General features: G+C 67.9%; 28 protein-coding genes. 8 read left to right on the plus strand and 20 right to left on the minus strand.

Features of this window, described 5'->3' with window-relative positions; genetic code table 11:
• Window positions 1-32: 32 nt before the first annotated feature.
• The 5 genes from QQK83_RS01335 to QQK83_RS01355 all read right to left on the minus strand — a co-directional run bounded on the left by QQK83_RS01335 (window position 33) and on the right by QQK83_RS01355 (window position 6,631).
• Window positions 33-1,619 carry an ABC transporter ATP-binding protein gene (locus QQK83_RS01335; protein ID WP_284260901.1) on the minus strand — a complete coding sequence of 529 codons (1,587 nt, stop codon included), beginning with the start codon at window positions 1,617-1,619 and terminating at the stop codon, window positions 33-35.
• Window positions 1,619-2,854, minus strand: a complete 1,236-nt coding sequence (locus QQK83_RS01340; RefSeq protein WP_284260904.1) for an ABC transporter permease — start codon at window positions 2,852-2,854, stop codon at window positions 1,619-1,621. Before QQK83_RS01340 ends, QQK83_RS01335 begins: the two co-directional genes overlap by 1 nt.
• A 1-nt stretch (window position 2,855) precedes the next feature.
• Entirely contained in the window at window positions 2,856-4,007 is a 1,152-nt protein-coding gene (locus QQK83_RS01345) for a microcin C ABC transporter permease YejB (RefSeq protein ID WP_284260905.1), read from the minus strand.
• A 6-nt stretch (window positions 4,008-4,013) separates the two neighbouring features.
• Window positions 4,014-5,936 carry an extracellular solute-binding protein gene (locus QQK83_RS01350; RefSeq protein ID WP_284260906.1) on the minus strand — a complete coding sequence of 641 codons (1,923 nt, stop codon included), beginning with the start codon at window positions 5,934-5,936 and terminating at the stop codon, window positions 4,014-4,016.
• Between the two features lie 176 nt (window positions 5,937-6,112).
• Window positions 6,113-6,631, minus strand: a complete 519-nt coding sequence (locus QQK83_RS01355; protein WP_284260908.1) for a c-type cytochrome — start codon at window positions 6,629-6,631, stop codon at window positions 6,113-6,115.
• Between the two features lie 107 nt (window positions 6,632-6,738).
• On the opposite strand from QQK83_RS01355, the gene QQK83_RS01360 reads away from it, so the two are divergent.
• On the plus strand, window positions 6,739-7,569 hold the full coding sequence (locus QQK83_RS01360) for a prephenate dehydratase (RefSeq protein WP_284260910.1): 831 nt from the start codon (window positions 6,739-6,741) through the stop codon (window positions 7,567-7,569).
• Window positions 7,570-7,575: 6 nt separating this feature from the next.
• On the opposite strand, the gene QQK83_RS01365 is transcribed toward QQK83_RS01360, so the two are convergent.
• From QQK83_RS01365 to QQK83_RS01380, 4 genes are all read right to left on the minus strand, one after another.
• Window positions 7,576-8,436 (minus strand): LysR family transcriptional regulator, encoded by an 861-nt coding sequence (locus tag QQK83_RS01365; protein ID WP_284260913.1) that lies wholly within the window; start codon window positions 8,434-8,436, stop codon window positions 7,576-7,578.
• 77 nt (window positions 8,437-8,513) lie between these two features.
• Window positions 8,514-9,566 (minus strand): sodium-dependent bicarbonate transport family permease, encoded by a 1,053-nt coding sequence (locus QQK83_RS01370; protein ID WP_284260915.1) that lies wholly within the window; start codon window positions 9,564-9,566, stop codon window positions 8,514-8,516.
• A gap of 104 nt (window positions 9,567-9,670) precedes the next feature.
• Window positions 9,671-10,000, minus strand: a complete 330-nt coding sequence (locus QQK83_RS01375) for an AzlD domain-containing protein (RefSeq protein ID WP_284260917.1) — start codon at window positions 9,998-10,000, stop codon at window positions 9,671-9,673.
• Window positions 9,997-10,704, minus strand: coding sequence for an AzlC family ABC transporter permease (locus QQK83_RS01380; protein WP_284260918.1), 708 nt, complete (start codon window positions 10,702-10,704; stop codon window positions 9,997-9,999). Before QQK83_RS01380 ends, QQK83_RS01375 begins: the two co-directional genes overlap by 4 nt.
• 100 nt (window positions 10,705-10,804) lie before the next feature.
• On the opposite strand from QQK83_RS01380, the gene mobA reads away from it, so the two are divergent.
• Both mobA and QQK83_RS01390 read left to right on the plus strand, forming a co-directional pair.
• On the plus strand, window positions 10,805-11,395 hold the full coding sequence (gene mobA / locus QQK83_RS01385; protein WP_284260920.1) for a molybdenum cofactor guanylyltransferase MobA: 591 nt from the start codon (window positions 10,805-10,807) through the stop codon (window positions 11,393-11,395).
• The gene (locus tag QQK83_RS01390; protein ID WP_284260922.1) at window positions 11,392-12,249 is read left to right on the plus strand and encodes a molybdopterin guanine dinucleotide synthesis; all 858 of its coding nucleotides are present in this window, start codon (window positions 11,392-11,394) and stop codon (window positions 12,247-12,249) included. The genes mobA and QQK83_RS01390 overlap by 4 nt, the downstream gene beginning before the upstream one ends.
• A 78-nt stretch (window positions 12,250-12,327) precedes the next feature.
• Here the strand turns inward: QQK83_RS01390 and QQK83_RS01395 are convergent, their stop codons facing one another.
• The 4 genes from QQK83_RS01395 to argH all read right to left on the minus strand — a co-directional run bounded on the left by QQK83_RS01395 (window position 12,328) and on the right by argH (window position 15,482).
• Window positions 12,328-13,344 (minus strand): hypothetical protein, encoded by a 1,017-nt coding sequence (locus QQK83_RS01395; protein ID WP_284260925.1) that lies wholly within the window; start codon window positions 13,342-13,344, stop codon window positions 12,328-12,330.
• A gap of 32 nt (window positions 13,345-13,376) precedes the next feature.
• A complete protein-coding gene (gene greA, locus QQK83_RS01400) occupies window positions 13,377-13,844 on the minus strand; it encodes a transcription elongation factor GreA (protein ID WP_284260927.1) in 468 nt (155 codons plus the stop codon).
• 97 nt (window positions 13,845-13,941) lie between these two features.
• Window positions 13,942-14,094, minus strand: a complete 153-nt coding sequence (locus QQK83_RS01405) for an argininosuccinate lyase (RefSeq protein WP_284260930.1) — start codon at window positions 14,092-14,094, stop codon at window positions 13,942-13,944.
• A complete protein-coding gene (gene argH / locus QQK83_RS01410) occupies window positions 14,091-15,482 on the minus strand; it encodes an argininosuccinate lyase (RefSeq protein ID WP_284260932.1) in 1,392 nt (463 codons plus the stop codon). The genes QQK83_RS01405 and argH overlap by 4 nt, the downstream gene beginning before the upstream one ends.
• A 30-nt stretch (window positions 15,483-15,512) precedes the next feature.
• Here argH and QQK83_RS01415 point away from each other — a divergent pair, with 30 nt between their 5' ends.
• Entirely contained in the window at window positions 15,513-16,064 is a 552-nt protein-coding gene (locus QQK83_RS01415) for a TlpA family protein disulfide reductase (protein ID WP_284260993.1), read from the plus strand.
• A 142-nt stretch (window positions 16,065-16,206) separates the two neighbouring features.
• Here the strand turns inward: QQK83_RS01415 and QQK83_RS01420 are convergent, their stop codons facing one another.
• The gene (locus QQK83_RS01420; protein WP_284260935.1) at window positions 16,207-16,773 is read right to left on the minus strand and encodes a DNA-3-methyladenine glycosylase I; all 567 of its coding nucleotides are present in this window, start codon (window positions 16,771-16,773) and stop codon (window positions 16,207-16,209) included.
• A gap of 100 nt (window positions 16,774-16,873) precedes the next feature.
• Between QQK83_RS01420 and QQK83_RS01425 the strand changes: the two genes are divergently transcribed.
• The 3 genes from QQK83_RS01425 (at window position 16,874) to phbB (ending at window position 19,857) form a co-directional block, all read left to right on the plus strand.
• Window positions 16,874-17,713, plus strand: a complete 840-nt coding sequence (locus QQK83_RS01425) for an EAL domain-containing protein (RefSeq protein ID WP_284260937.1) — start codon at window positions 16,874-16,876, stop codon at window positions 17,711-17,713.
• Between the two features lie 112 nt (window positions 17,714-17,825).
• Window positions 17,826-19,001 carry an acetyl-CoA C-acetyltransferase gene (locus QQK83_RS01430; protein ID WP_284260940.1) on the plus strand — a complete coding sequence of 392 codons (1,176 nt, stop codon included), beginning with the start codon at window positions 17,826-17,828 and terminating at the stop codon, window positions 18,999-19,001.
• 133 nt (window positions 19,002-19,134) lie between these two features.
• Window positions 19,135-19,857: an acetoacetyl-CoA reductase gene (gene phbB, locus QQK83_RS01435; RefSeq protein WP_284260942.1), complete on the plus strand. Its 723-nt coding sequence runs from the start codon at window positions 19,135-19,137 to the stop codon at window positions 19,855-19,857.
• Between the two features lie 406 nt (window positions 19,858-20,263).
• Here the strand turns inward: phbB and QQK83_RS01440 are convergent, their stop codons facing one another.
• From QQK83_RS01440 to QQK83_RS01450, 3 genes are all read right to left on the minus strand, one after another.
• A complete protein-coding gene (locus QQK83_RS01440) occupies window positions 20,264-20,428 on the minus strand; it encodes a YdcH family protein (RefSeq protein WP_284260944.1) in 165 nt (54 codons plus the stop codon).
• A gap of 108 nt (window positions 20,429-20,536) precedes the next feature.
• The gene (locus QQK83_RS01445; RefSeq protein ID WP_284260947.1) at window positions 20,537-21,283 is read right to left on the minus strand and encodes a tRNA1(Val) (adenine(37)-N6)-methyltransferase; all 747 of its coding nucleotides are present in this window, start codon (window positions 21,281-21,283) and stop codon (window positions 20,537-20,539) included.
• A complete protein-coding gene (locus QQK83_RS01450) occupies window positions 21,280-21,495 on the minus strand; it encodes a putative signal transducing protein (RefSeq protein ID WP_284260995.1) in 216 nt (71 codons plus the stop codon). Before QQK83_RS01450 ends, QQK83_RS01445 begins: the two co-directional genes overlap by 4 nt.
• Window positions 21,496-21,578: 83 nt before the next feature.
• On the opposite strand from QQK83_RS01450, the gene QQK83_RS01455 reads away from it, so the two are divergent.
• Complete coding sequence (locus QQK83_RS01455) at window positions 21,579-22,580, plus strand: polyprenyl synthetase family protein (protein ID WP_284260948.1); 1,002 nt, start codon at window positions 21,579-21,581, stop codon at window positions 22,578-22,580.
• 12 nt (window positions 22,581-22,592) lie between these two features.
• Here the strand turns inward: QQK83_RS01455 and QQK83_RS01460 are convergent, their stop codons facing one another.
• The 3 genes from QQK83_RS01460 to QQK83_RS01470 form a co-directional block, all read right to left on the minus strand.
• Complete coding sequence (locus tag QQK83_RS01460; RefSeq protein WP_284260951.1) at window positions 22,593-23,429, minus strand: 4-(cytidine 5'-diphospho)-2-C-methyl-D-erythritol kinase; 837 nt, start codon at window positions 23,427-23,429, stop codon at window positions 22,593-22,595.
• Window positions 23,426-25,126, minus strand: coding sequence for a tetratricopeptide repeat protein (locus QQK83_RS01465; RefSeq protein ID WP_284260953.1), 1,701 nt, complete (start codon window positions 25,124-25,126; stop codon window positions 23,426-23,428). The genes QQK83_RS01460 and QQK83_RS01465 overlap by 4 nt, the downstream gene beginning before the upstream one ends.
• 87 nt (window positions 25,127-25,213) lie before the next feature.
• Entirely contained in the window at window positions 25,214-26,869 is a 1,656-nt protein-coding gene (locus QQK83_RS01470; protein WP_284260956.1) for an electron transfer flavoprotein-ubiquinone oxidoreductase, read from the minus strand.
• Window positions 26,870-26,990 lie beyond the last annotated feature (121 nt).

A 26,990-nucleotide genomic window follows, 5' to 3' on the forward strand; every position in this document is an offset into this window, starting at 1 on the left:
CAACCAATGCAATCGATAGGATCGCCTCGGGATCAGGCCGCCCAGGCCTCGCCGAAGGCCGCCCGCATCAGGTCGCGCGTGTACTCGGACTGCGGATTGCGGAACAGCGCCTCGGTCTCGCCCGTCTCCACCACGTCGCCGTTGCGCATGACGATCACCTTGTGGCTCAGCGCGCGCACGACCTTCAGGTCATGGCTGATGAAGAGATACGCGATGCCATGCTTGCGCTGCAGCCTGCGCAGAAGCTCGACGATCTGAACCTGCACCGTCATGTCGAGCGCGCTTGTCGGCTCGTCCAGCACCACCAGCTTGGGCCGCAGGATCATGGCGCGCGCGATGGCGATGCGCTGGCGCTGCCCGCCGGAAAACTCGTGCGGGTAACGGTCCATCATCGCGGGGTCGAGGCCCACCTCGGCCAGGATCTCGGCCACCTGACGCCGCCGGTCCTCGCGGCCCACGCCATGCACGGCCAGACCCTCTGACACGATCTGCTCGACCGTCATCCGGGGGCTGAGGCTCCCGTACGGGTCCTGGAACACGATCTGCATGTCGCGCCTGAGCGGGCGCAGCTCGCGCGAATGCAGCCCCTGCACGTCGCGCCCCATGAAGATCACCGGCCCCTGCGAGGAGATCAGCCGCATGATCGCAAGCGCCAGCGTCGTCTTGCCGGACCCGCTTTCGCCGACGACCCCCACGGTCTCGCCCGCGCGAACGCTGAGCGTCGCGGCATTCACCGCCTTCACATGGCCCACCGTGCGGCGCAGGAACCCGCGCTGGATCGGGAACCACACGCGCAGATCGCTGGTCGAAACCACCTCGGGCGCGTCCGCCGGAACCGGGTCAGGCCCGCCCGTCGCCGCGGCCGCCAGAAGCTTCTGGGTATAGGGGTGGCTGGGGTTGGCGAAGATCTCGGCGGTGCGCCCCTGTTCCACGATCACCCCGTTCTGCATCACGCAGACCCGGTCGGCGATCCGCCGCACGATGGTCAGGTCATGGGTGATGAACAACAGGCTCATGCCGAGGTCGCGCTTGAGGTCCGCCAGCAAATCCAGGATCTGCGCCTGGATCGTCACGTCGAGCGCCGTCGTCGGCTCGTCCGCGATCAGCAGCTTGGGGTTGTTCGCCAATGCCATGGCGATCATCACGCGCTGCCGCTGCCCGCCCGACAGCTGGTGCGGGTAAGCGCCCAGCCGACTTTCGGGGTCGCGGATGCCGACCTTGTGCAACAGCTCCACCACCCGCGCCTGCGCCGCCGCCCCGCGCAGCCCCTGGTGCAGCATCAGGCTTTCGGTGATCTGCTTTTCCAGCGTGTGCAGCGGGTTGAGCGAGGTCATCGGCTCCTGGAAGATGAAGCTGATCTCGTTGCCGCGGATGTGCCTGAGCAGGCCCTCGTCCGCGCCCACCATCTCCTGCCCGTCATAGGTGACCGAGCCGGTGATCTCGGGCGCGCCGGGGATCAGGTCCACCGTCGACAGCGCCGTGACCGACTTGCCCGAGCCGCTTTCGCCCACCAGCGCGACGGTCTCGCCCTTGTCGACATGGAACGAGACACCGCGCACCGCGTGGGTCGCGCCGAAGCGGATGGACAGGTCACGGGCCTGAAGGATCGGATCGGACATCAGCGCGCCTCCGCTTCGGTCGCCGCCACCTCATCCGCGTCGGGTGCGGCGGAGGCGACGAAGGTCTTGCGCGGGTCGAAGGCGTCGCGGATGCCCTCGAAGATGAAAACCAGCAGCGACAGCATGATCGCAAAGGTGAAGAAGGCGGTGAAGCCCAGCCAGGGCGCCTGCAGGTTGTTCTTCGCCTGCAAGGTCATCTCGCCGAGCGACGGGGCCGAGGAGGGCAGGCCAAAGCCGAGGAAGTCGAGCGAGGCAAGCCCCCCGATCGTGCCCGTCACGATGAAGGGCAGGAAGGTCAGCGTCGCCACCATCGCATTGGGCAACACGTGCCGGAACATGATCGTGCCGTTTCCGACACCAAGCGCACGCGCCGCGCGGACATATTCGAAGTTGCGCGCCCGCAGGAATTCGGCCCGCACCACGCCCACCAGCCCCGTCCACCCGAACAGCACCATGAGGAAGACGAGCAGCCAGAAATCCATCACGAAGATCGCGGATATGATGATGATGATGTAAAGGCTGGGGGTGGAGTTCCAGATCTCGATCACCCGCTGGAAGATCAGGTCGAGCCAGCCGCCGTAATACCCTTGCGCCGCCCCCGCCGCGATGCCGATGACCGAGGTCAGGAAGGTCACGACAAGCGCGAAACTCACCGACAGCCGGAAGCCGTAGATCACGCGCGCCAGCACGTCGCGCGCGGTGTCGTCGGTGCCCAGCCAGTGATCCGCATCGGGCGGAGAGGGGGCCGCGCGACCGATGTCGTTGACGGTGTTGTAGCTGTAGGGAATGAGCGGCCAGAGCAGCCAGCCCTCCTGCACCTCGGTGCCGCCGAAGGCGCCGGTCTCCTGCACCTCTTCGATCACGCCCTCGGGGTCGTCCCAGCAGTCCTCAAGCCCCCCCGACACGATCAGGCATTGGACCTCGACATCGCGGTAGACCGCTTCGGTCCGGAAATCGCCGCCGAACGCGGTCTCGGGGTAGAAGTTGAAGATCGGCGTGTAATAGCCGCCCTGGTATTGCACGAGGATCGGCCGGTCATTGGCGATGACCTCGGCGAACAGGCTCAGCCCGTAGAGAATGCCGAAGATCCACAGCGACCAGAGCGCGCGGCGGTTCGCCTTGAAGTTCTCCCACCGGCGGCGGTTGAGCGGCGACAGCCATCCGCGCCGAACGGGCGGGGCAGCGACAGGGGGCAGCGGATCGGGGCTGCGCGGGGGGACGTCGGGCATCGCCATCTCAGGTCTCCCGCGTCTCGAAGTCGATCCGGGGGTCGATCCAGACATACATCAGGTCCGACAGGATGTTCACGAAAAGGCCGATCAGCCCGAAGACGAAGAGCGTTCCGAAGATCACCGGGTAATCCCGGCTGACAGCGGCCTCGAAGGCCAGCCGCCCGAGACCGTCGAGCGAGAAGATCGTCTCGATGATCAGCGAGCCGCCGAAGAAGACGCCGACGAAGACGGCGGGAAAGCCCGCGATCACGATCAGCATCGCGTTGCGGAAGACATGGCCGTAAAGCACGCGGGATTCGCGTAAGCCCTTGGCCCGCGCGGTCATCACGTATTGCTTCTTGATCTCGTCGAGGAAGGAGTTCTTCGTCAGCAGCGTCAGCGTGGCGAAGGCCGAGATGGTCGAGGCCAGCACCGGCAGCGTGATGTGCCAGAAGTAATCGCCGATCTGCTGGATCAGCGTCATGTCCTCCCACCCGTCCGAGGTCAGGCCGCGCAAGGGGAAGATCTGGAAATACCGCCCGCCCGCGAAGACGATCAGCAACAGGATCGCAAAGAGGAACCCGGGGATCGCGTAGGCCACGATGATGACCCCGCTCGTCCATGTGTCGAACTTCGACCCGTCGCGCGTGGCCTTCTGGATGCCCAGCGGGATCGACACGAGATAGGCGATCAGCGTCGACCAGAGCCCCAGCGAGATCGAGACCGGCATCTTTTCCAGAACGAGGTCGATGACCGAGATCGAGCGGAAGTAGCTCTCGCCGAAATCGAAGCGCATGTAATCCCACATCATCAGGAAGAAGCGTTCGACGCCCGGAATGTCCTCGGCGACACAGGCCTCTTCATCCAGGTCGGGAACCCCGGTGAACCCCTCCTCGCAGACGATGCGCGCGAAATTGAACTGGATGCGCAACTCATCCAGGAACTGCGGCGGCAGGCCGCGTGCGCCCTGGTAGTCGGTGTTCTCCATCTCGATCGCGCCACCGTCGCCACCGCCGCCCGAGATACCGGCGAAGACATCGCCCTCGCCCTCGAGCTGGGCGATGACCTGTTCCACCGGCCCGCCCGGCACGAATTGCGTCAGCGCGAAGTTGATCACCATGATCCCCAACAGCGTGGGGATCATCAGCAACAGCCGTCTGAGGATATAGGCACCCATCAGCGGTTACAGAACGCCCTGATCGCGCAAGGCCTGCTCGGCCTCGGGGTCGACCCACCAGAAATCGAGGTAGCCGATGCCGTAGGGCGGCAGCGTCTCGGGGTAGCGGTAGTGGTTGTAATAGGCGACCCAGCTCGAGTCGCTGAACCACTGCGGCACCCGGATGCGCAGGCTGCGCAGCACGCGGTCCAGCGCGCGGGTGGCGACCTCCATCTCCTCGCGGGTCTCGGCGCGGATCACGGTTTCCAGCAATTCATCGATTGCCGGATCGGCAAGGCCCGCCACGTTGAACAGGCTCTCGTCCGCGCCGATCGAGCCGAAATACTGCCGCAGGCTGGTGCCCGGCTCGTAGCTCATCGGGAAATGATCGGTCAGGATGTCGAAATCCGCGTCGCGCTGGCGCTGGTTCATCTGCGCCCCGTCCACGCGGGTCATCCGCGCGTCGATGCCGATGGCGCGCAGGTTCTCGACGTAAGGATTGATGATCCGGTCGAAGAGCGGGCCTGCGTTCAGGAACTCCACCTCCAGCGTGCGGCCCGTTTCGTTGCGCAAGAGCCCGTCGTCGCCCGGCACCCAGCCCGCTTCCTCCAGCAGCGCGGTCGCGCGCCGCGCCTGGCGGCGGTCAAAGGTGCGGTCGGGGTCCGATGCGGGCGTGGCAAAGGGCACGTCGGTGAAGACCTCGTCCGGGATACGCCCGCGGAAGGGTTCCAGCACGGCCAGCTCTTCGGGCGGGGCCATGCCCTCGGCCTCCAGATGCGTGTTCTCCCAGAAGCTGTCGATGGGGCTGTAAAGCCCGTAGAACAGCGTCTGGTTCGTCCATTCGAAGTTGAACATCAGCGCGATGGCCTCGCGCACGCGGGGGTCCTGGAATTTCTCGCGGCGCAGGTTGAAGACGAAGCTCTGCCCGCTTGTGATCAGCCCCTGCGGGATTTCCTCGCGGATCACGATGCCGTCGGTCAGACGCGGGAAATCATAGCTGTTGGCCCAGTTCTGCGAGGAGTTTTCCTGCCGGAACATGTAGTTTCCGGCCGTGAACCCCTCGAAGGCGGCGATGGCGTCGGCGTAGTATTCCACCCGGATCGAGCCGAAATTGTGCCGCCCCCGGTTGATCGGCAGATCGTTGCCCCAATAGTCTGCGTTGCGCACGAAGACCGTCGAGCGGCCCGGATCGACCTCGCCCAGCACGTAGGGGCCCGATCCCACCAGCGGCTCAAGACGGCTTTCGCTGAAATCGAGCCCGCTGGCCTCGTGGCTCGCGCGGCTGAAGACGGGCAACCCGCCCGCCGCCTCGATCCGCCCACGAACCTGGCTTTCGGGGTTGAAGTTGAAGCGGATCGTCCGTTCGTCGATCACCTCGGCGCTGTCGATGGTCAGCGGGATGCTCGCCCGGAACGAGGGCAGTCCCTCGTCGCGCAGGATCTCGTAGGAGAACAGCGCGTCGTCGGCGGTGACCGGCGTGCCGTCCGAGAAGCGCGCACCCTCGCGGATGGTGAAGATGACGTAGGACCGATCCTCGGGATAGGCCATCGTCTCGCACAGCAGGCAGTAGCTTTCGCCGATGGTGTCGAGCGTGCCTTCCAGCATCGACTCGAAGAAGATCGAGGCCAGCACCGCCGGGTTGCCCTGGTTGGTGTAGGGGTGCATCGAATCGAAACTGCCGCCCGCGCTGGACCAGCTCAGAGACATCTCGCCCCCCTGCGGCGCGTCGGGGTTCACGTAGGACAGATGCTCGAAATCGGCGGCGTAGGTCAGATCCGACAGCCCGAAGGTGGCGAAGCCATGCGTGACGGTCAGCGCCTCGTCCTGCGCCCGCGCGGGCAGCGCGGCCAACGCAAGGATCAGGGCGGCGCCAAGCGGCAGCGCGGCAAGGGCGGGGCGGTGGCGCGTCGCCGGGGCGGCGACCGCGAGGGCGGCGGGGCGTTCGGTCATGCGGATCTCCAGGCTCGTCCTCAGGGGGTGACACCCCCTTTATCTGTGTCGCAACACGTTAAGGACCAGCCCCTCGGGGGTTCAAGACGAGATTGCGTGATCGGCGGTGATCAGGGGCCGCACAACGAAAAAGGCCGCCACAGCGGGCGGCCCTTCGATCAGGTCGTGATCTCGGATCACTCGGAGGTGGTGGCGAGATAGGCGATCAGGTTCGCCCGGTCCTCGACATCGCGCATGCCGTTGTAGGCCATCGCGGTGCCCGGCGCGTAGCCGCGCGGGTTCTCGATGAAGCCCGACAGGTTCTCCGGCGTCCACTCACCGCCCATGCTGGCCAGCGTATCGGAATAGTTGAACCCGGCCGACGACGCCTTGGCCTTGTTCACGATCCCGTTCAGGTGCGGGCCGACGCCGTCATTGCCGTTCAGCGCGTGACAGGCCGAGCACTGGCGCCACAGGCGCTCGCCCGCGCCGGCGTCGGCGGTGGCGTAGACATCGGCAAAGGCGACCTCGACCACCTCTTCCTCGACGGCGGCCTCGCCCTCGTCCTCGATCAGGATGGCGTAGCCCGGCACGTGATCGTCGCCGTGGTTCTCGATGTTGTAGAGCCCCTCGGCGGCCCAGCCGCCCAGAAGAAGCACCAGCATTGCGCCGCAGACAGAGGCGAACGCCTTGGTGATGGTCATGGTGTCGAGCATGGTCTTCCCAATCGTATCGCGGTTTCGGGGGTATGTATGGGGTTTCACCGACCCAAGGCAAGGTGTAGGGAGCGCGACGAAACGCCCACTCGCGCCGAGGTGGAGACATGACCGCACGCATCGCCTTTCAGGGGGAACCCGGCGCCTATTCGCACCAGGCGATCCACGACGCACGCCCGGGGTTCGAGGCGCTGCCCTGCGCCACCTTCGAGGACGCGATCGAAGCCGTCCGCTCGGGCGCGGCCGACCAGGCCATGCTGCCGGTCGAGAACACGACCTACGGCCGCGTCGCCGACATTCACCGGCTCTTGCCGGAGTCGGGGCTGCACATCGTGGACGAGGCCTTCGTCCGCGTGCACATCAACCTGCTTGCCGTCCCCGGTGCGCAGCTCTCCGACATCACCGAAGCGCACAGCCACCTTGTCCTGCTGCCGCAATGCGCGCGCTTTCTGCGCGAGAACGGCATCGCGGGCCGCGTCAGCCCCGACAACGCCCGCGCCGCGCGCGACGTGGCGGCCTGGGGCGACAAGAGCAAGGCCGCGCTGGCGTCCGAACTGGCGGGCGAGATCTACGGCCTCGAGGTGCTGGCCCGCCATATCGAGGATCACGACACCAACACCACGCGCTTCCTTGTCATGTCGCGCACGCCCGACCTGACGCGCCGCGCCGATCACATGATGACGACCTTCGTCTTCCGCGTCCGCAACATCCCCGCTGCGCTCTACAAGGCGATGGGCGGCTTTGCCACGAACGGGGTGAACATGACCAAGCTGGAAAGCTACATGGTCGACGGCTCCTTCACCGCGACGCAGTTCTACGCCGATATCGAGGGGCATCCCGAGGACGCCAACGTCAAGCTGGCGCTGGAAGAGCTGGAGTATTTCACCAGCTACCTGAAGGTTCTGGGCACCTACCCGGCGGCCTCGGTCCGCGACTGACGGTGGCTATCCCCCGGCCTGCAGAAGCCGCGCCATCGCCGGATGCGGGAAATCCCGCGCCGCGGTGATCGCGTAGAAGGTCTCGACGATCCCCAGGTCACCGCGCGCCTGCATCAGCGTGCCGGCGCCGATCTCGTCGGCCATGACGACCGGCGGCGCCAGCGCCACGCCCGTGTCCTGCCGCGTCAGCAGGCGGACCATGGCCATGTCGTCCACCTCGGCAAGGATGACGGGCGTGATCCCGTGGCGCACGCAAAGCGCGTCGAACCCCGTCCGGATCGCGCTTTCCGTGGGCAGGATCAGCGGCTGCGACGACAGGAGCGACAGCGCATCCTTGCCCGCCACCCGCCCCGGCGTGCCGATCAGCGCGACGGGTTGCGCCGACAGCCGCCGCGCGGTCAGGTCGGGAAAGGCATGCGCATCGGGCGGCTCGGTCGACAGCACCACGTCCAGCGCCAGTGCCGCCAGCCGCGGCAGAAGCACCCCGCCAGAGCCGGAAACCAGCGCCAGCGGCACCTCGCCCAGCACGGGCGCAAGAAACCGCATCTGGAAGTTGCGCGAGAGGGTCGAGAGCGCGCCCACGCGCAGCGGCCGCGCGCCGCCCGCCGTGCCCAAGGCCGCGATCAGTTCCTCGCCCGTGCCGAAGATCCGGTCGGCGTGGTCCAGCGCGATCCGCCCCGCCTCGGTCAGGATCAGCTGCCGCCCCTTGCGCTCGAAAAGCGAGCGGCCCAGCCGCTCCTCCAACTGCCGGATCTGCGCCGAGAGCGCGGATTGCGACAGGTTCAACCGCTCGGCGGCGCGGGTCAGGTGCCCCTCGCGCGCGACCTCGCGGAAATAGCGCAGGTGGTGGTAATTCAGGCGGTCCATCTTCGGGATTATAGAACGGTTATAGCCAAAGCGCACAGAAAAAGCGCGCCACGGTTCCCCGCGGCGCGCCCTCTGCCTCAGACCCCGATCACCAGATCGGCCAGCGCGATCCAGAGCGGGATCGACAGGATCGCCACCGGCGTGCCCAGCCCCGTCGAGGTGCCCACATAGGCCGAAGGGTTCGCCTCGGGCAGTGCGCCGCGCAGCGTCGGCGGCCCAGAGATGTCCGAGCTGGAGGCCGCCATCACCGCCAGCAGCACCACGCCCCCCGCCGAGAACCCGGTCAGCTCATGCGCCAGCAGGCCCGCACCGAAGCCCAGCGCGCCATGCAGCAGCGGCGCGGCGATGCCGTAGGCGACATAGGCATGGGCCACCTTGCGCATCTCGCCCAGCCGCTGCCACGCCTCGATCCCCATGATCAGCATCAGGATCGACAGAAGGCCCCGGAAAAGCGGCTCGTAGAAGCTGTCGTAAACACTCTCGGGCCGCCCCAGCAGGCCGATGCCGAGCCCCAGCAGCAGCGCCGAAATGGCAGGGCTTTTCAGCGTGTCGGTCAGGATGCCCTTGACCATCGCGCCGTCGCCGCCCGTGCCGGTGCCCATGGCCACGGTCGCCACACCGCCCCCTGCGGGGGCCGCCGCCAGCCGCCGCGCGGCGCTCATCCGCGCCAGCACGATCGCCGTGACCAGCGCCGCGATGTCCATGAACGGGTAAAGCGCGCCGATGAACCCCTCGTAGGCGATCCCCTCGGCGTCCAGCATCACCATGCCCGCCGCCAGCGTCGAGGCCGAGACCGCCCCGAACAGCCCCGCCGTCGCCATCGCGTCCATCCGGCTCACGCCCCGGAAGGCCGCCAGCGCCCGACCGCCGATCAGCACGATGACCACGCCCAGAAGCGCCGCGAGAAGCGCAGGCACCGCGAGCGCCCAAAGGTCAGCCTCGCGCACCGAGATGCCGGCGCTCAGGCCCACCTTCAGCAGCAAGACCAGCACGATGAACTTGTAGACCGGTTCCGGCACCTCCAGCTTGCTGCCCATCGCGGCCAGCACCATGCCCCCGATCAGGAAGGCCAGCGTCGGTTTCTGAACCTGCGCGACCAGCGTCGCGGCGATCTCCAGAGCCATATCCATGTCGTGCGTCCCCTCGGCATGTTGCGGTTGGAGCGCGATATGCGTCGGCGCATGAAGAATGAAAAATACAGGTATTGCGGGATTTGTTCTATTTAATAGAACGATCAGCCGAGAAGCGCACCCAATGCCCAGAAGCTGCCCATCCCCGCGACGATCGCCCAGATCGCGTTCTTCGTCCAAAGCCCGACGCCCAGCCCCACCGCCGCCGCCGCCATGCGCACCGGGTCGAGCGTGCCGCCCGTCGCCTCGGGCCACAGGACAAGCGGCGTCACCATCGCGGGCAGGATGCCCACCGCGGTGTAGCGCAAATGCCGCAGCAGCCACGGGGGAAGCTCCCGGTTGCCAAGGACACCGAGAAACGAGAACCGGATCAGGAAGGTGCCCACCCCCAGGGCCAGGATGATCACCCAGAGCTGCGCGTCGGTATAGCTCATCGCCGCGCCTCCATCCGGCGCTCGACCTCGGCGCCGACGATCATCGCGGCCAGCCCCGCCGCCAGCAGCCACAGGTTCCACGGCAGGAAGCCCAGAAGGATCGCCATGACGACCGAGGTGACGGCGGCCGCCACATGCGCCAGCGTCCTGAGCGCGGGCGCGATCAGCGCGATGAAGGTGATCGGCACCGCGAAATCGAGGCCAAGCGCAGGCGGCAGCGCCGCACCGACCCAGATGCCCACCGCCGTCGCCCCCACCCAGACTGGGATGATCGGCGTCGCCGTGCCGAAGAAGAAGGCCATCCGCTCGGCCACCGTCATCCCGGGCCGGGCCTCGTATTCCGCGTGGCCCAGCGCATAGGTCTGGTCGACGTTCATGTAGGCGGCGAGCGCCCTCTGCCAGAACGGCGCCTGTCCCAGGTAGGGCGCCAGCGAGGCGGAATACATCGCCATCCGCAGGTTCACCGCGAGCGCCGAGGCCACGACGATCAGCGTCGGCGCCCCGTCCGCCATCAGCTGCAGCGCGGTGAATTGCGACGCGCCCGCGATCACCAGCACGGTGAAGCCCATCACCTGCGCGATATCGAGCCCCGCCTCGGTCCCCACCACCCCGAAGAGCAGCCCGAAGGGCGCCACGACGATCACGAAGGGCAGCGCGGTGCGCAGGCCGCGGAGATAGGCGGCGCGGGGGCTGGATGCGGACATGGGGGCGGGATAGCCTTTGGCGTCGGGTTCGGTGCAGGCTTAGGGCAGCGCCGCAAGGGATGCAATTCAAGCGCCGTGAGACGCGGCATCAGGAGGGGTGATGGACCAGCGCGCAGCCGTGGGCGTGATCCTCGCCGGCGGGTCCGGGCGGCGGATCGGCGGCGACAAGCCCTTCGTCCCGCTGGCCGGGCGGCCGCTGCTGGCGCATGTGATCGCGCGCCTCGCCCCGCAGTGCCGCAGGCTGGCGATCAACGCCGCGCAAGACCCGCGCCTTGCCGCCTTCGGCCTTCCGGTCATCCCCGACGGCACCGAGGGCGGGCAAGGCCCGCTTTCGGGCATCCTCGCCGCGATGGACTGGGCCGCGGCGCAGGGCGCGGCCCGCGTCCTGACCGCGCCGGTCGACACGCCCTTCCTGCCGGAAGACCTCGCTGCGCGTCTGGCAGGCGTCGACGCACCCATCGTGCTCGCCCGCACGGCGGACGGGCTGCAAGGCACCTGTGGCCTCTGGTCCGTGGATTTGCGTGATACGCTGGCCGCGGCGCTGGCAAGCGGCACCCGCAAGGTGACCGGGTTCACCGAGGCCCAGGGCGCGGAAAGCGTCCTCTTCCCCGAGGGCGACCCGCCACCCTTCCTCAACGTGAACCGGCCCGAGGACCTTGCACGGGCCGAGACCGCGCTGGCCGGGACATGAGCCGAGCGGAGTGCATCGTGATGGTGGACTGGTCGGCCCGCTCCGCCCCGTCCCCCGCGCGCCCGGTCAAGGACGCGATCTTCATCGCCGAACACGGGCCCGAGGGCGAAAAGGTCACCTACCACCGCACCCGCGCCGCGGCGCAGGCGCATCTGGTGGCCCGGTTCGACCATGCCCTCGCCGAGGGCTGGCGCGTGACGGCAGGCTTCGACTTTCCCTTCGGCTACCCAAGCGGTTTCGCCCGCGCGGTGACCGGCTCGGACGACCCCTTCGCGCTCTGGGGCTGGCTGGCGGAGGTCATCACGGATGACGAGCGCAACGCCAACAACCGCTGGGAGGTGGCGGAGAAGCTCAACGCCCTCTTCCCCGGTGTTGGACCGTTCTGGGGCTGTCCTGCCGCACGGGGCACCCCGACGCTGCCCGCGCGCGGCAGCCTGCGCCACGGGCACGGCATGCCTGAGCGCCGCGCGGTGGAAGAGCGGTTGAAACGGGCGCAACCCTGCTGGAAGCTGTTCACGACCGGCTCGGTCGGCAGCCAGACCCTGCTCGGTCTGCCCCGGCTTCAGGCGCTCCGCCGCCGCTACGGCGACCGGCTTGCCGTGCGCCCCTTCGAGGACCGCGACGCGCCGATCCTGCTGGCCGAGGTCTATCCCTCGCTGCTGGACCGCGAGGTCCGCGCGCGGCAGCGCCCCGGCGAGATCCTCGACGCGGCCCAGGTGCGTGTGCTGGCCGCGGCCTTCGCCGGGCTGTCGCCGGACCGCCGCGACGCGATGCTGCGCGAAGGCGACCGGGAGGAAGGCTGGATCGCGGGCCTCGGCCACGAGGCCGAGCTGATCGCCGCGCTCGCGGCGTGAGGGGGGCGTTTTCCTGCAGGAAAACGAAACCGGAAAACTGCAGTTTTCCGCGGTGTCCGCGCGGACACCGCCCGCGCCTCAATCGAAGGTGCCCGCCACCCGGCCGATCAGCATGAAGGCCCGCGCCGTGCGCGTGCCGGCCAGTTCCACGATCTCGGCGTCGCTGGCGTTCTTCTCGAACTCCATGAAGGTCCGGTCGAAATGGCGCAGGAAATGATGCGCCGCATCGCGGAAGACCGGGTCCTTCTTCATCCGCCCCGAGGCCAGCACCAGCGAGGACCGGTCACGAATGCCGCCCAGTGCCGCGATGGCCCGCCCGCGTTCGCCTTGCGCGAAGCGGCGCCAGACTTCGGGCCGGGCGCGGTCGGGGCGCAGGTCGTCCATGTAGATGCCGTCCTGGCTGAGGAGCGTCAGCACGTCCTGGCTGGCGCGGATCAGTCGCTCGGTCGCGCGATCCTCGAGCGCGCGGCGCAGCGTTCGGAAGCCTTCCTTGTCGTGCTCGTTCTCGGGGAAATTCAGCGCCTTGATGAAATCGGCGACCGAGATCGGATCCTTCTGCGCCGGGGTGGCCAGCGCCAGACCCGGCTGCGGGGCCTCGGGCGCGAGCGCGGCCTGAACGACGGCGGCACGCTCTTCGGCGGGAGGCAGGGCGCGCAGCGACGAGAAGACCGCCGGCGCGGCCCCGGCGGCCGCGGCCTGTCGCTGTCCCTCGATCAGCTCTTCGAGCTTTTCGACGACGCCGGGTTTCAGGTCCAGCGCCGCGCGCTGCTGCTGATCGACATAGGCCGCGCGCATCGCGTCGATCGAGGCTTGCAGCCGCGCCGCCTCCTCGCGCAGCCCGCGGGCGGTGCGCGCGGCGGTGGCCGCCACCCAGATCAATGCGATCGGCATCAGGATGGCGAGCGCCGTCAGAACCCCGTCGGCGAAGCCGCCGCCGCCCTCCGCCCCGCCGCCACGGATCAGCACGAGAACCGCGCCGAGCCAGAGCAGCGTCAGGGCAATCGCCGCGATCTCGATCCCGGTGATGCGTTGAGACGGCTCTTCGCGGGCATAAAGGCCCAGCTCGAGGGTCGAGGGCTTCCGGTCATCGGTCATGCGCGGAGCGTCTCCGGGCGGGCACAGGATACTCAGACGTAGTTGACCGACAGGATCTCGTAATCCTTGTCGCCACCGGGCGTCTTGACCTCGACGCTATCGCCCTCGTCCTTGCCGATCAAGGCGCGGGCAAGCGGCGAGTTGATGTTGAGCAGGCCCTTCTCGATATTCGCCTCGGCCTCGCCGACGATCTTGAAGGTCTTCTCGACATCATCCTCGTCCACGAGGACCACGGTGGCACCGAACTTGATCGGCCCCGAGAGCGTCGCCGGGTCGATCACGTTGGCCCGGCTGATCAGCCCTTCCAGCTCCTTGATGCGGCCCTCGATGAAGGACTGCTTTTCCTTGGCCGAATGGTATTCCGCGTTCTCCGACAGGTCGCCATGCTCGCGCGCCTCGGCGATGGCCCGGATGATCGCGGGGCGTTCCACGGATTTGAACTGCTTGAGTTCCTCGTTCAGGGCCTTGTAGCCCGCCGGGGTCATCGGGATCTTGTCCATGGAACCTGCGCCTTGGTGACTGCTGCTCGGATACGTATCGAGCGCCGGAGGTTAGGGCCGAACGGCCCGCTGTTCAACGGGGGTTGTGGCCGGGTGGCTAGAGCGTGCCGGCAAGGCCGACGCTGACCGTCCCGCCGATGCTGACGCCCGCGGTCGGGCGCGGCTCGGGGCGCTCGGGCTCGCCATCCGCGCCGCAGGCGGCGAGAAGGCCGAGGGCGAGGGTCGCGGCGATCATGCGAAGGGTCGTCATGCGAGTTGCTCCTTCCAGCGAGCGACCTGGGCCCGGACCTGTTCTGGCGCGGTGCCCCCGTAGGACATGCGCGAGGCGACCGAGTTGTGGACGCCCAGCACGTCGAAGATATCGGCGGTGATGCCCGGATGAACAGAGCGCATCTGCTCGAGGCTCAGGTCCGGCAGATCGACGCCGCCCTGCTCGGCCATGGCGACCAGCGCGCCGGTGACGTGATGCGCCTCGCGGAAGGGCAGGCCGAGCACCCGCACCAGCCAGTCGGCAAGGTCGGTCGCTGTGGAAAAGCCCGAGCCCGCCGCGGCCTCGAGCGCCGCGCGGTTGGCGGACATGTCACGCACCATCCCTTCCATCGCGGCGAGCGCCAGCATCAGGTTGTCGGCGGCGTCGAAGACCTGTTCCTTGTCCTCCTGCATGTCCTTGGAATAGGCGAGCGGCAGCCCCTTCATCACCGTCATCAGCGCGACATTGGCGCCGAAGATCCGCCCGATCTTGGCGCGGATCAGCTCGGCGGCATCGGGGTTCTTCTTCTGCGGCATGATCGACGACCCGGTCGAGAAGCGGTCGGACAGCCGCACGAAGCGGAACTGGGCCGAGGACCAGATCACCAGCTCTTCGGCGAAGCGCGACAGGTGCATCGCGCAGATCGACGCGGCGGCCAGGAACTCCAGCGCGAAATCGCGGTCCGAGACGGCATCGAGCGAATTGGCCGCGGGCCGGTCGAAGCCGAGCGCCCGCGCCGTCATCTCGCGGTCGATGGGAAAGGAGGTGCCGGCCAGCGCCGCGGCCCCCAGCGGGCATTCGTTCATCCGCGCGCGGGCATCGATGAAGCGACTGCGATCGCGGGCGAACATCTCGACATAGGCCATCATGTGATGGCCCCAGGTGACGGGCTGGGCGGTCTGAAGATGGGTGAAGCCCGGCATCACCCAATCCGCGCCCGCCTCGGCCTGCGCGAGAAGCGCGCGCATCAGCGCCTCGAGCCCGGCGATGGCGGCGTCGATCTGGTCGCGCACCCAGAGCTTGAAATCGGTCGCCACCTGATCGTTGCGCGACCGGCCGGTGTGGAGCCGCCCGGCGGGTTCGCCGATCACCTCTTTCAGGCGGGCCTCGACGTTCATGTGGATGTCTTCCAGCGCGGTGGAGAACCGGAAGCTGCCGCCTTCGATCTCTGACAAGACCGTGAGCAACCCTTCCCGGATCGCCTCGGCGTCGCTATCACTCAGGATACCCGTGGCCGCCAGCATCGCCGCGTGGGCGCGGGATCCGTCGATATCCTGCTTCGCCAGTCGCTTGTCGAACCCGATCGAGGCGTTGATCGCCTCCATGATCGCGTCCGGGCCCGCGGCGAAGCGCCCGCCCCACATGGCGTTGGTCGTGGTCTCGGTCATCGGTTCCGGCCCTCTGGAGGTGTTCACATGATCCGCGTTCTGCGTTCCGCCGTGCTTTATATCGGCGCAGCCCTCTGTGCAAACGGCGCTGCGGCGCAGGACCTGTCGGAATACCTGACGGGTGAGATGCGGGGGCTGGTGATCCATGATGCGCCGGTGGCGGCATCCGCCCTGCCGTTCGTGCGGGCGGACGAGACCGAGGGGGCACTGGCCGATTACGCGGGGCAATACGTGGTGCTGAACTTCTGGGCCACGTGGTGCGCGCCCTGCCGCGAAGAGATGCCCTCGCTGCAGAACCTGCAGACGCAGCTGGGCGGCGAGGCGTTCGCCGTGGTCACGCTTGCCACAGGGCGCAACCCGCCACAGGCGATCCGGCGGTTTTTCGAGGAGATCGGGGTCGAGAGCCTGCCGCAATACCGCGACATCAACCAGCAGATCGCGCGCGAGATGGGGGTTTTCGGCCTTCCGATCACCGTGATCCTGGACCCCGAGGGGCAGGAGATCGCGCGGCTGAGGGGGGATGCCCATTGGGACAGCCCCGAGGCCGTGGCGCTGATCGAGGCCTTGCTGGCGGGAAGCTGACCGGGGTTTCGCCCGCTGTCGCGGGCGACCCGCGCGCCGCTTGCGCGGCGCGGTGTGAATTTTCATACGAAAATTCGGGGGGCTCTGCCCCCGTCCTTCGGACTCTCCCGAGATATTTGTGAAACGGAGAAGCGGGGGGCGTTCAGCGCAGCTCGGCGTGGCGGAAACAAGTCGTCACATGGTCGTTCACGAGGCCCGTCGCCTGCATCCAGGCGTAGGTGATCGTGGGTCCGCAGAAGCGGAACCCCTTGCGCTTCAGATCCTTGGAGACCCTCTCGCTGAGCGGCGTGAACGCCGGCACGTCCGCATCGCTGGCCCAACGGTTCTGCACCGGGCCGCCCCCGACATGGCCCCACATCAGATCGGCGAAGGCCTCCGGCCCGCCCACCTCGAGAAGCGCGCGGGCGTTGGTGATCGTGGCCTCGATCTTGCCGCGGTGGCGCACGATGCCGGGATCGGCCAGCAGGCGCGCGACCTCGGCCTCGCCCCAAGGGGCGATCACCTCGGGGTCGAATCCTTCGAACGCCGCGCGAAAGGCCTCGCGCTTGCGCAGGATGGTGATCCAGGAAAGCCCCGCCTGGAACCCGTCGAGGATCAGCTTTTCCCACAGCGCCCGGCCGCAGCGTTCCGGCACGCCCCATTCGGTATCGTGGTAGGCGACGTAGAGCGGATCGGTTCCGCACCAGCCGCAGCGGCCCGGTCGGGTCATGCCGGAAACTCCCTCGCATAAGAACAAAATGCAAACTTTCATCCTTTCTTAAGGCGCGCCGTGTCAGATCGGCAAGGAATTTGCAGGCGGAGAGAGCGGGATGGGCCATATCCGGGGCAAGCTGGTGGATGCCGGGCTGGAAAGCCCGCTCGACGCCGCCATCACCCAGCGCGACCGGGGCACGCTGGCGCTGGTGCGCCAGGCGCTCGAGCGTGGCGATGTCCTGCTGGCCTACCAGCCCGTGATGCGCGCCGATGGGGCCGGTGTCGCCTTCTGGGAGGGGTTGATCCGCCTGCTGGACGATACCGGGCGCGTGATCCCCGCGCGCGACTTCATCCACGTGGTCGAGGATCAGGATCTCGGCCGACAGATCGACTGCGCCGCCCTCAGGATCGGGCTTTCGGCGCTTTCGGTGCATCCCGCGCTGCGGCTGGCGGTCAACATGTCGGCGCGGTCGGTCGGCTATCCCGGCTGGATGCAGATCCTGCGCAGCGCGCTGAAGCGGCGGCCGGAGGTTCTGAACCGGCTGATCCTCGAGATCACCGAAACCTCGGCCATGCAGATGCCCGAGATCGTGCAGGCCTTCATGGAGGAGTTGCAGGACAAGGGCATCACCTTTGCGCTGGACGATTTCGGCGCGGGCTACACCGCGTTCCGGCACCTCAGGCATTTCTGTTTCGACATCCTCAAGATCGACGGCCAGTTCGCCCGAGACGTGAACGCCGATGCCGACAACCAGGTCCTGTGCGAGGCGCTGATCTCGCTCGGTCATCACTTCGACATGCTTGTCGTCGCAGAGGCCGTCGAGACCGAGGCGGAAGCGCGCTGGCTGGCCGCGGCCGGTGTGGACTGCCTGCAGGGCTATCATTTCAGCGCGCCGAGCATGACACCGCCCTGGGCCGCGGCCGACCGACGGGGGCGCAACATGTCAAGCGGCTGAGACACCGTGTCAGGTGGGCCAAAGGCACCACAGCGGTTACCAGATGTCCCGAGAGAAGAACCCGTCACGGCGACTGAAACACCGCGTGGCGCACTCCAGGAAAGGGACCTCCATGACCAATGTCGTCATCGCCTCGGCCGCCCGCACCGCCGTGGGCAGCTTTCTCGGCTCCTTCGCCAACACGCCCGCGCACGAGCTGGGCCGCGTGGTGATCGAGGCCGTCGTCGAACGTGCAGGCATCGACAAGTCCGAGGTCTCGGAAACGATCCTGGGCCAGGTGCTGACCGCGGCGCAGGGCCAGAACCCCGCACGCCAGGCGCATATCAACGCGGGCCTGCCCAAGGAAGCGGCGGCCTGGGGCATCAACCAGGTCTGCGGCTCGGGCCTGCGCGCCGTCGCGCTGGGCGCGCAGCACATCATGCTGGGCGATGCCTCCATCGTCGTGGCCGGCGGGCAGGAGAACATGTCGATGTCCCCCCATGCCGCCGCGCTCCGCCAAGGGCAGAAGATGGGCGACATGTCCTACATCGACACGATGATCCGCGACGGTTTGTGGGACGCGTTCAACGGCTACCACATGGGCCAGACCGCCGAGAATGTCGCCCAGCAGTGGCAGATCAGCCGCGAGATGCAGGACGAGTTCGCCGTCGCCAGCCAGAACAAGGCAGAAGCGGCCCAGAAGGCGGGCAAGTTCGCCGACGAGATCGCCGCGGTGACGATCAAGACCCGCAAGGGCGACATCGTGATGGAGAGCGACGAATACATTCGCCACGGCGCCACGATGGACGCCATGGCGAAACTGCGCCCCGCCTTCACCAAGGACGGGTCGGTCACCGCGGCCAACGCCTCGGGCCTGAACGACGGCGCGGCGGCGACGCTTCTGATGTCGGCCGACGAGGCCGAGCGCCGCGGGATCGAGCCGCTGGCGCGGATCGCCTCCTACGCGACCGCGGGGCTCGACCCGTCGATCATGGGCGTCGGCCCGATCTACGCAAGCCGCAAGGCGCTGGAAAAGGCGGGCTGGTCGGTCGATGACCTCGACCTGGTCGAGGCGAACGAGGCATTCGCGGCGCAAGCCTGCGCGGTCAATAAGGACATGGGCTGGGACCCGGCGATCGTGAACGTGAACGGCGGCGCCATCGCCATCGGTCACCCGATCGGCGCCTCGGGCTGCCGCGTGCTGAACACGCTCCTGTTCGAGATGAAGCGCCGCGACGCGAAAAAGGGCCTCGCCACGCTCTGCATCGGCGGCGGCATGGGCGTCGCGCTCTGCGTCGAACGGCCCTGAGCCAAGGGATAGGGGCGCCTTCGGGCGCCCTTTTTCTTGTGCCGCGTCAAGATGACATGAGTAACATTGTTGCGCAGAATTTGCTCTCGGCGTAACAGCATTACCCGAGAGATACGCCAGACTGGAGGAACCCATGGCAAGAGTAGCGCTCGTCACCGGCGGCAGCCGCGGCATCGGAGAGGCCATTTCCAAGGCCCTGAAGGCCGAAGGCTACGAGGTCGCCGCCACCTATGCCGGCAATGACGAAAAGGCCGCGGCCTTCACGGCGGAAACCGGGATCAAGACCTACAAGTGGAACGTGGCCGATTACGACAGCTCCAAGGCCGGCATCGCGCAGGTCGAGGCCGATCTCGGCCCCATCGACGTTGTCGTCGCCAACGCGGGGATCACGCGCGACGCGCCCTTCCACAAGATGACGCCCGAGCAGTGGAAAGAGGTGGTGGACACCAACCTGACCGGCGTCTTCAACACCGTCCACCCGGTCTGGCCCGGCATGCGCGAGCGCAAGTTCGGCCGCGTGATCGTGATCTCCTCGATCAACGGCCAGAAGGGCCAGTTCGGGCAGGTGAACTATGCCGCGACCAAGGCGGGCGACCTCGGCATCGTGAAATCGCTGGCACAAGAGGGCGCGCGCGCGGGCATCACCGCCAACGCGATCTGCCCCGGCTACATCGCCACCGAAATGGTCATGGCGATCCCCGAAGAGGTGCGCGCCAAGATCGTCGCGGGCATCCCGGCGGGCCGCCTGGGCGAGCCCGAGGAGATTGCGCGCTGCGTGGTCTTCCTCGCCTCCGAGCAGTCGGGCTTCATCAACGGCTCGACGATCTCGGCCAACGGAGCGCAGTTCTTCGTCTGACCGATCAAGCCTGAAACGACGAAGGCCGGGGCGTGACCCCGGCCTTTTTCATGTCTTGCCCGCGGATCAGCGCCTCGTGAAGAGCGAGGCCACGCCACGCCAGAAGTAGCTGGCGCATTCCTGCCGGGCCGCCGCGATGCGGGCGCGCATTTCGGGGGTGTGTGCGAAGGTTTCCATCTGTCTCGTCCTCTGTGGTCAATTCCTTGACCTCCCTTGAGACGAGATATGGGTCAGCATGGGTGACCTTACCACTGCCGGATCGGCAACCCCGGTCTTCGGGATTTGCAGGGCTTCAGCCGGTCACAACACGGATGGACGCCGCATCGCGGCGGATCATTCCGGGGTCAAATGAGGTCGCGGCCCCGTCGCCGGGGCGCGACCCCAAGGGGCTCAGGTCAAGCCGGGCTCAGGTGCCGAGCCGGGTGATCTCTTCCTTGAGACGGAGTTTCTCTTTCTTCAGCTCCCGGATCGCAAGATCGTCGATCCCCGGGCTTCGCTGCGCTTCTTCCACCTTCGCCGAGATGTTGGCGTGCTTCCTTTTCAGTTCCTGCAGGTGAGCGCCAAGCGACATGGTCAACCTCCTCTCGTTGATGACGGCCGTATGACAAGTGCATCACGGAAGCTGAGTCGTGTCACGCAAAACAACCAACGGGATTCTTCAAATGCAACAGACCGCCGATCAGTCGAAGGGCAGCGCCCCGCCATGGCGCAGCACCGTCTCGGCCAGATCGGTGTAATCGGGCGCATCCGCGCCATGCGCAGCACCCGCGTGGATCGTCACCGGCGCCAGCAGGCGAAACGGCGCACGCGCCCCTTTTCGCGCCCGGATCACCACGCGCCCCGCAGGCCGCCCGGCCCGCGGCTGCAGGGGCAGCACCGCGACCGCGCCGAACCCCTCAAGCGCGGACAGGCAATCGGGCAGCCGCTCGGCCAGGTGGATCAGAGTCAGCCAGCCCTTCGGCTTCAGCCGCGCCCGCGCGGTGGCGATCCAGTCGGACAGCGGCGTCTCCTCGCGGTTCGCCGCTTCACGCCCGGCATCGCGCGCCGCCGTTCCGTCGCCCGGCGCGAAGAAGGGCGGGTTGGCGAGGACATGGTCGAAACTCTGCGCCCGCAGATCGGCGGGCAGGCGGCTCAGGTCGGCCTCGACCACCGCCATCCCGGCCCCGGCCGCCGCCGCATTGGACCGCGCCAGCGCGGCATAGCCCGCCTGCCGCTCCACCCCCGTCAGGTGCAGCCCCGGCACCCGCGCCGCAAGGCAGAGCGCCGCTGTGCCCACGCCGCAGCCCAGCTCCAGCACGCTCTCGCCCGCGCGCGCCGGGCAGGCGGCGGCCAGGAACACCGGGTCGGTCGCGGCGCGATAGCCGTCGCGGGGCTGCTCGATCACCAGCCGCCCGCCGAGAAAGGCGTCGCGCGTGGTCGCGCTCACTCGCTCACCGGCAGGGCGTTGTCGCGCAGCACGATCCGCGCGCGATGGGCGTCCGCGCGGCGCACCAGAAGCCGCCGCGGCAAAATGCCGATGGACCCTTCCAGCGCGCTCATGTGGACGTCCATCTCGAACACCTCTATATCCTCGCCGGACAAAAGCGCCGAGGCGAAGGCGATCTCGGTGGGGTCGGTGCTGCGCATGATCTCGAGCATGACAGTCATTTAGGCAGCCCATGGCCCCGTGTCGACCTTGTCGATCATGTCGGGCCGGGCGGCGACAAAGGGGAGAGCGGCGGATGAGCCTCGATGATGCAGCCACCAAGCCGCATGAGCGGATGCAGACCGCCCTTTCAGCGGACCTCGCGGCGGTCAACGCCCTGATCCGCGCGCGGATGGCGTCGAAACACGCTCCCCGCATCCCCGAGGTGACCGCGCACCTGGTCGAGGCCGGCGGCAAGCGCGTGCGCCCGATGCTGACGCTCGCCGCGGCGCGGCTGTGCGGCTACGAGGGCGACGCGCATCAGAAACTCGCCGCCACGGTCGAATTCATCCACACCGCCACGCTGCTGCATGACGACGTGGTCGACGAAAGCCAGAAGCGCCGCGGGCGGCCCACGGCCAACCTGCTCTGGGACAACAAGTCGAGCGTCCTGGTGGGCGACTACCTGTTCGCGCGATCCTTTCAGCTGATGGTCGAGACGGAAAATCCCCGCGTTCTGAGCATCCTGTCGAACGCCGCCGCCGTGATCGCCGAGGGCGAGGTGCTGCAGCTCACCGCCGCGATGAACCTCGCCACGACCGAGGAGATCTATCTGCAGGTGATCCGCGGCAAGACCGCCGCCCTGTTCGAGGCGGCCTGCGAGGTCGGCGGCGTCATCGCGGGCAAGCCCGACGAGGTGGTGCAGGCGCTGGCGACCTATGGCGACGGGCTCGGCATCGCCTTCCAGATGGCCGACGACCTACTCGACTGGGGCGGCAGCACTGGTGAGATCGGCAAGAACACCGGCGACGACTTCCGCGAACGCAAGCTGACCTTGCCGTTGATCCGCGCCGTGGCCCGCGCCGACGCGGCCGAGCGCGCCTTCTGGGTGCGCACCATCGAGAAGGGCGACCAGCAGGACGGCGACCTGGAACAGGCGATGTCGCTTCTGCAGCGCCACGGCACGCTTGAAGAAACCCGCGACGAGGCCTTTGCCTGGACCGCGCGGGCGCAACAGGCGCTCACGGTCCTGCCCGAGCATCCGCTGCGCGACATGATGCACGACCTTGCCGATTACGTGGTCGCGCGGCTGAACTGATCTTTTTCAGGATTACGCGAGAACCGGCGCGGCGGCGACCCACCAGTCGGGCTTGTCGCCGGTCAGCTCCTCGGCGGCGGCCTTGGCCGCACCCTCTTCCGCGAAGAGGCCGAAGCACGTCCCGCCAGACCCCGACATCCGCGCCAGCAGGCAGCCGGGTTGGGTGTTCAGGCGGTCCAGCACCTCGGAAATCGCCGGAACGAGGGCACGGGCCGGCGGCTCGAGGTCGTTGCGCGCGCTGCACAGCCAGCCCGCGAAGCCTGCCGCATCGGGCCAGCCTTCGGCGGGCAGATCGGGAAGCGGTGGATTGTCGCGCCGCTCGAGCGTCGAGAACACCGCGCGCGTCGGCACCTCGACGCCTGCGTTGACCAGCACCAGCCAGAGCGGCGGCAGGGGCGGCAGGGGGGCCAGCAGCTCGCCGATCCCCGACATGCGCATGGGCCGCCCCGCGGCACAGACCGGCACATCGGCCCCCAGCGACAGAACCGCCGCGTCATCCGGCATCGCCGCCCGCCACAACTCCGACAGCCCGCGCAGCGCCGCGGCGGCATCCGCCGAGCCACCGCCGATCCCGCCCGCGTGCGGCAGGTGTTTTTCCAGCGTGATCGCAGCGCCGTGCCCCGGCGCGAACAGCTCGGCCGCGCGCCAGATCAGGTTGCGCCGGTCGGCGGGCACGCCCGCGGCACGCGGCCCGGTGACCGTCAGCGACAGCGCGTCCGAGGGCGCCAGCGTCAGCCAGTCACCCACGCCCGCGAAGACCACGACAGAATCGAGCAGGTGATACCCGTCGTCCCGCCGCCCCGTGACATGCAGCGCAAGATTGACCTTGGCCGGCGCGAACAGCCTCACTGGCTTTCGCCCGCGCCGCCTTCTTCCTCGAGCACGCCGTCGAGGCCGATCTCCAGCTTGCGGCGGATGCGCTCGGCATCCTCGTCGGTCGGCTCGAAGCTCAACGCACGCTCCCATTGGAAGCGCGCCTCGCGCTCGCGTCCGACCATCCAGTAGACGTCCCCGAGGTGGTCGTTGATGATCGGATCGTTCGGCAGCAGCTCGATGGCGCGTTCCATCGGGGCGACGGCCTCCTCATATCGGCCGAGGCGGTAGAACACCCAGCCGAGACTGTCGGTGATATAGCCCGAGTCGGGCTGCAACTCGACCGCGCGCTCGATCATGCCCAGCGCCTCGTCGAGGTTGCGCCGCTGCTCGACCAGCGAGTAGCCGAGGTTGTTCAGAACCTGCGGCTGCTCGGGGTTCAACACCAGCGCCTGCCGGAAATCCGCCTCGGAGGCGATGTAGTCGCCCGTCACCTCGTGGCAGATGCCGCGGGTGAAGAACAGAACCCAGTAGCGGCCTTGCGTGGTGTCCACCAGATCGAGGGCGGTGGTGTAGACCGGGATCGCCTCTTCGCATTGCTCGGTGCGGCGCAGCGCATCGCCCAGCGAGGCCTGCACCGTGACCAGGCTTCCATGCGTCTCGGCAAGCGCGCGCAGGGTAGCGACGGCCTCGTCGCCGCGACCGTCCTCCAGATAGGCGTCGGCGCGGGCCAGCTGCGCCTCGACGAACTGCGGATCGTCGGGCGGCACCTCGTCGAAGGCATCCGCGGCCAGGTCGAACTGCCGCGCCTCGGTCAGGATCTGCGCGGCATAGAGCAACGCCTCGGTATGGCCGGGGTCGATGCCATGGGCGGCGCGGGTGTAGAGCAGCGGCAGCGTGGTCGAACCGCCCTCGCCACCCAGCGCGCGGGCGATGGTGTAGAACACCTCGGCCAGGCCCTCCTGCGGGGTGGTGATGAAGCCGTAGGGCGGCACCGCGTCCAGCGCCGCGATGCGCGCCTGAAGCTCGAGCAGCGCGGGGTCCGGCACCGCCGTGGTGTAGCGTGCCAACAGCGCCAGCGCGTCGTCGCGGCGGTCAAGCTGCACGAGGATCTCGGCATGGGCCTTGAGCGAGCGTTCGGTGGTGGGGATCGGGCCAAAGGCCGCGCCCGACAGGATCGCGTCGGCGCCTTCAAAGTCACCGACCGCGGCACGGGCGAGCGCGAGGTGGACCAGGGCGATACCGGCGAGCCCGTCATCGGCTGCAATGGCCTCGAAGGTCTCGGTCGCGCGGCGCATGTCGCCCTCGCCGAGGTGGATCCAGCCGAGCACCAGGTCGTCGATCAGCGGCCCGCCACCCCGGCCGGCCTCGATCGCGGCGCGCGCGCCGACGAGATCCCCGGCCGACAGGCCGCGCACCATCCGCACCAGGTTGACCAGTTCGCGCCCCTCGGACGTCTCGGGCAGCATGTCCGCGATTTCCGAGGCACGACCCCATTGACCCAGCGCCGCATTGGCGAAGATCGCGTTGCCGATCAGCATCGGGTTGCCGGGGTCGGCGGCCAGCGCGTTCTCGAAATACCGCGCCGCGGCGCGATGGTTGCCGTCGATCACGGCGGTGCGCGCCGCAAGGTAGGCACCGGCAAGGCCCGGTCCGATCTCCTGCGCCGGAGCGGGGGCGCCGAGGATGAGGGTCAGCACAAGCGGCAGTATCGGCCGAAGGCGATGCGGCATGAATGTTCTCCCTGTCATCGGCCGGAGACTAGGGCCGGTGCGGGGCGAGGGCAATGCACCCACCCGCCCCGCGGCACGATAACACGGTCACATGTTCGGGTAGTTCGGCCCGTCGCCCCCCTGCGGCACGGTCCAGTGGATGTTCTGGGACGGGTCCTTGATGTCGCAGGTCTTGCAGTGGACGCAGTTCTGGAAGTTGATCACGAAGCGCGCGTCCTTGCCCTCTTCCTCGACCACCTCGTAGACGCCCGCCGGGCAATACCGCTGTGCCGGTTCCGCGTATTCGGGCCAGTTCACGGCGATAGGGACGCTCGCGTCCTTCAGCGTCAGGTGCGCGGGCTGGCTTTCCTCGTGGTTGGTCATCGAGTAGCTGACATTGGTCAGCCGGTCGAAGCTGAGAACGCCATCGGGCCTGGGGTAGTCGATCGGCTTGAAGTTCTTCGCCTTGCCTGTCGCCTCGGCATCCGACTTGCCGTGGCTGATCGTGCCGAAGACCGAAAAGCCCAACAGGCTGTTCGTCCACATGTCGAGCCCGCCAAGGCCAAGCCCGCCCAGCAGCCCGTATTTCGACCAGAGCGGTTTCACGTTCCGGACCGGCTTCAGGTCGCGGGCAATCGGCCCGTCCTTGTGCAGGTAATCGTCATAGGCGGTCAGCTCGTCGCTTGCGCGGCCCGCCGCAATCGCCGCCGCCGCGGCCTCGGCCGCCTCGATGCCCGACAGCATCGCGTTGTGGTTGCCCTTGATCCGCGGCACGTTCACAAGCCCCACGCCACAGCCCAGGATCGCCACGCCCGGCGCGACGGCCTTGGGCATCGACTGCCAGCCGCCCTCGCTGATCGCCCGCGCGCCATAGGCGATGCGCTTTCCGCCCTTCAGAAGCTCGGCCACCATCGGGTGATGCTTGAAGCGCTGGAATTCCATGTAGGGGTAAAGATAGGGGTTCTCGTAGTTCAGGTGGACGACGAAACCGACATAGACCTGGTTGTTGTCGAGGTGGTAGATGAACGACCCGCCGCCGGCGTTCTTGCCCAGCGGCCAGCCCATCGTGTGAACCACGGTGCCGGGCTTGTGCTTCTCCGGGTCGATCTCCCAGATCTCCTTCATGCCGAGGCCGAATTTCTGCGGGTCTTTGCCGGCCTGCAGGTCGTATTTCGCCAGCACCTCCTTGGTGAGCGACCCGCGCACGCCTTCGCCCAGCAGCACGTATTTCCCGTGCAGCTCCATCCCCGGCTCGTAGCCGTCACCCGGCGTGCCGTCGGGGTTCTTGCCGAACTCGCCCGCTACAACGCCCTTCACCTCGCCGTTCGCGCCATAGACGATCTCGGAGCAGGACATGCCGGGGAAGATCTCGACCCCCAGCCCCTCGGCCTGTTCGGCCAGCCAGCGGCAGACATTGCCCATGCTGACGATGTAATTGCCGTGGTTGTTCATCAGGCCGGGCATGATGGAATTGGGGATGCGCAACTGCCCGCCTTCGCCCAGCATGTAGAAGCTGTCGCTCTGCACCGGCACGGTGACTGGCGCGCCCTTGGCCTTCCAGTCGGGGATCAGCGCGTCGAGGCCGACCGGGTCCAGCACCGCGCCCGAGAGGATATGCGCGCCCACCTCGGACCCCTTTTCCAGCACCACGACATTCAGATCGGCGTCGATCTGCTTCAGCCGGATCGCGGCCGACAGGCCCGCAGGCCCCGCACCGACGATGACGACATCGTATTCCATGCTCTCGCGTTCGATCTCGGACATTTCCCTACCCCTGGCTGACGTCAGGGCCGCGTTTGGCGGCGGCTCACGCAATAATGTTTCGTGACTGCGTAGGGAAAGCTGGCGCACGGGTCAATCGTGACGCGGCATCACGGTGTCGCAG

Source organism: Roseicyclus amphidinii (assembly GCF_030163755.1).
Lineage (GTDB): Bacteria > Pseudomonadota > Alphaproteobacteria > Rhodobacterales > Rhodobacteraceae > Roseicyclus > Roseicyclus amphidinii.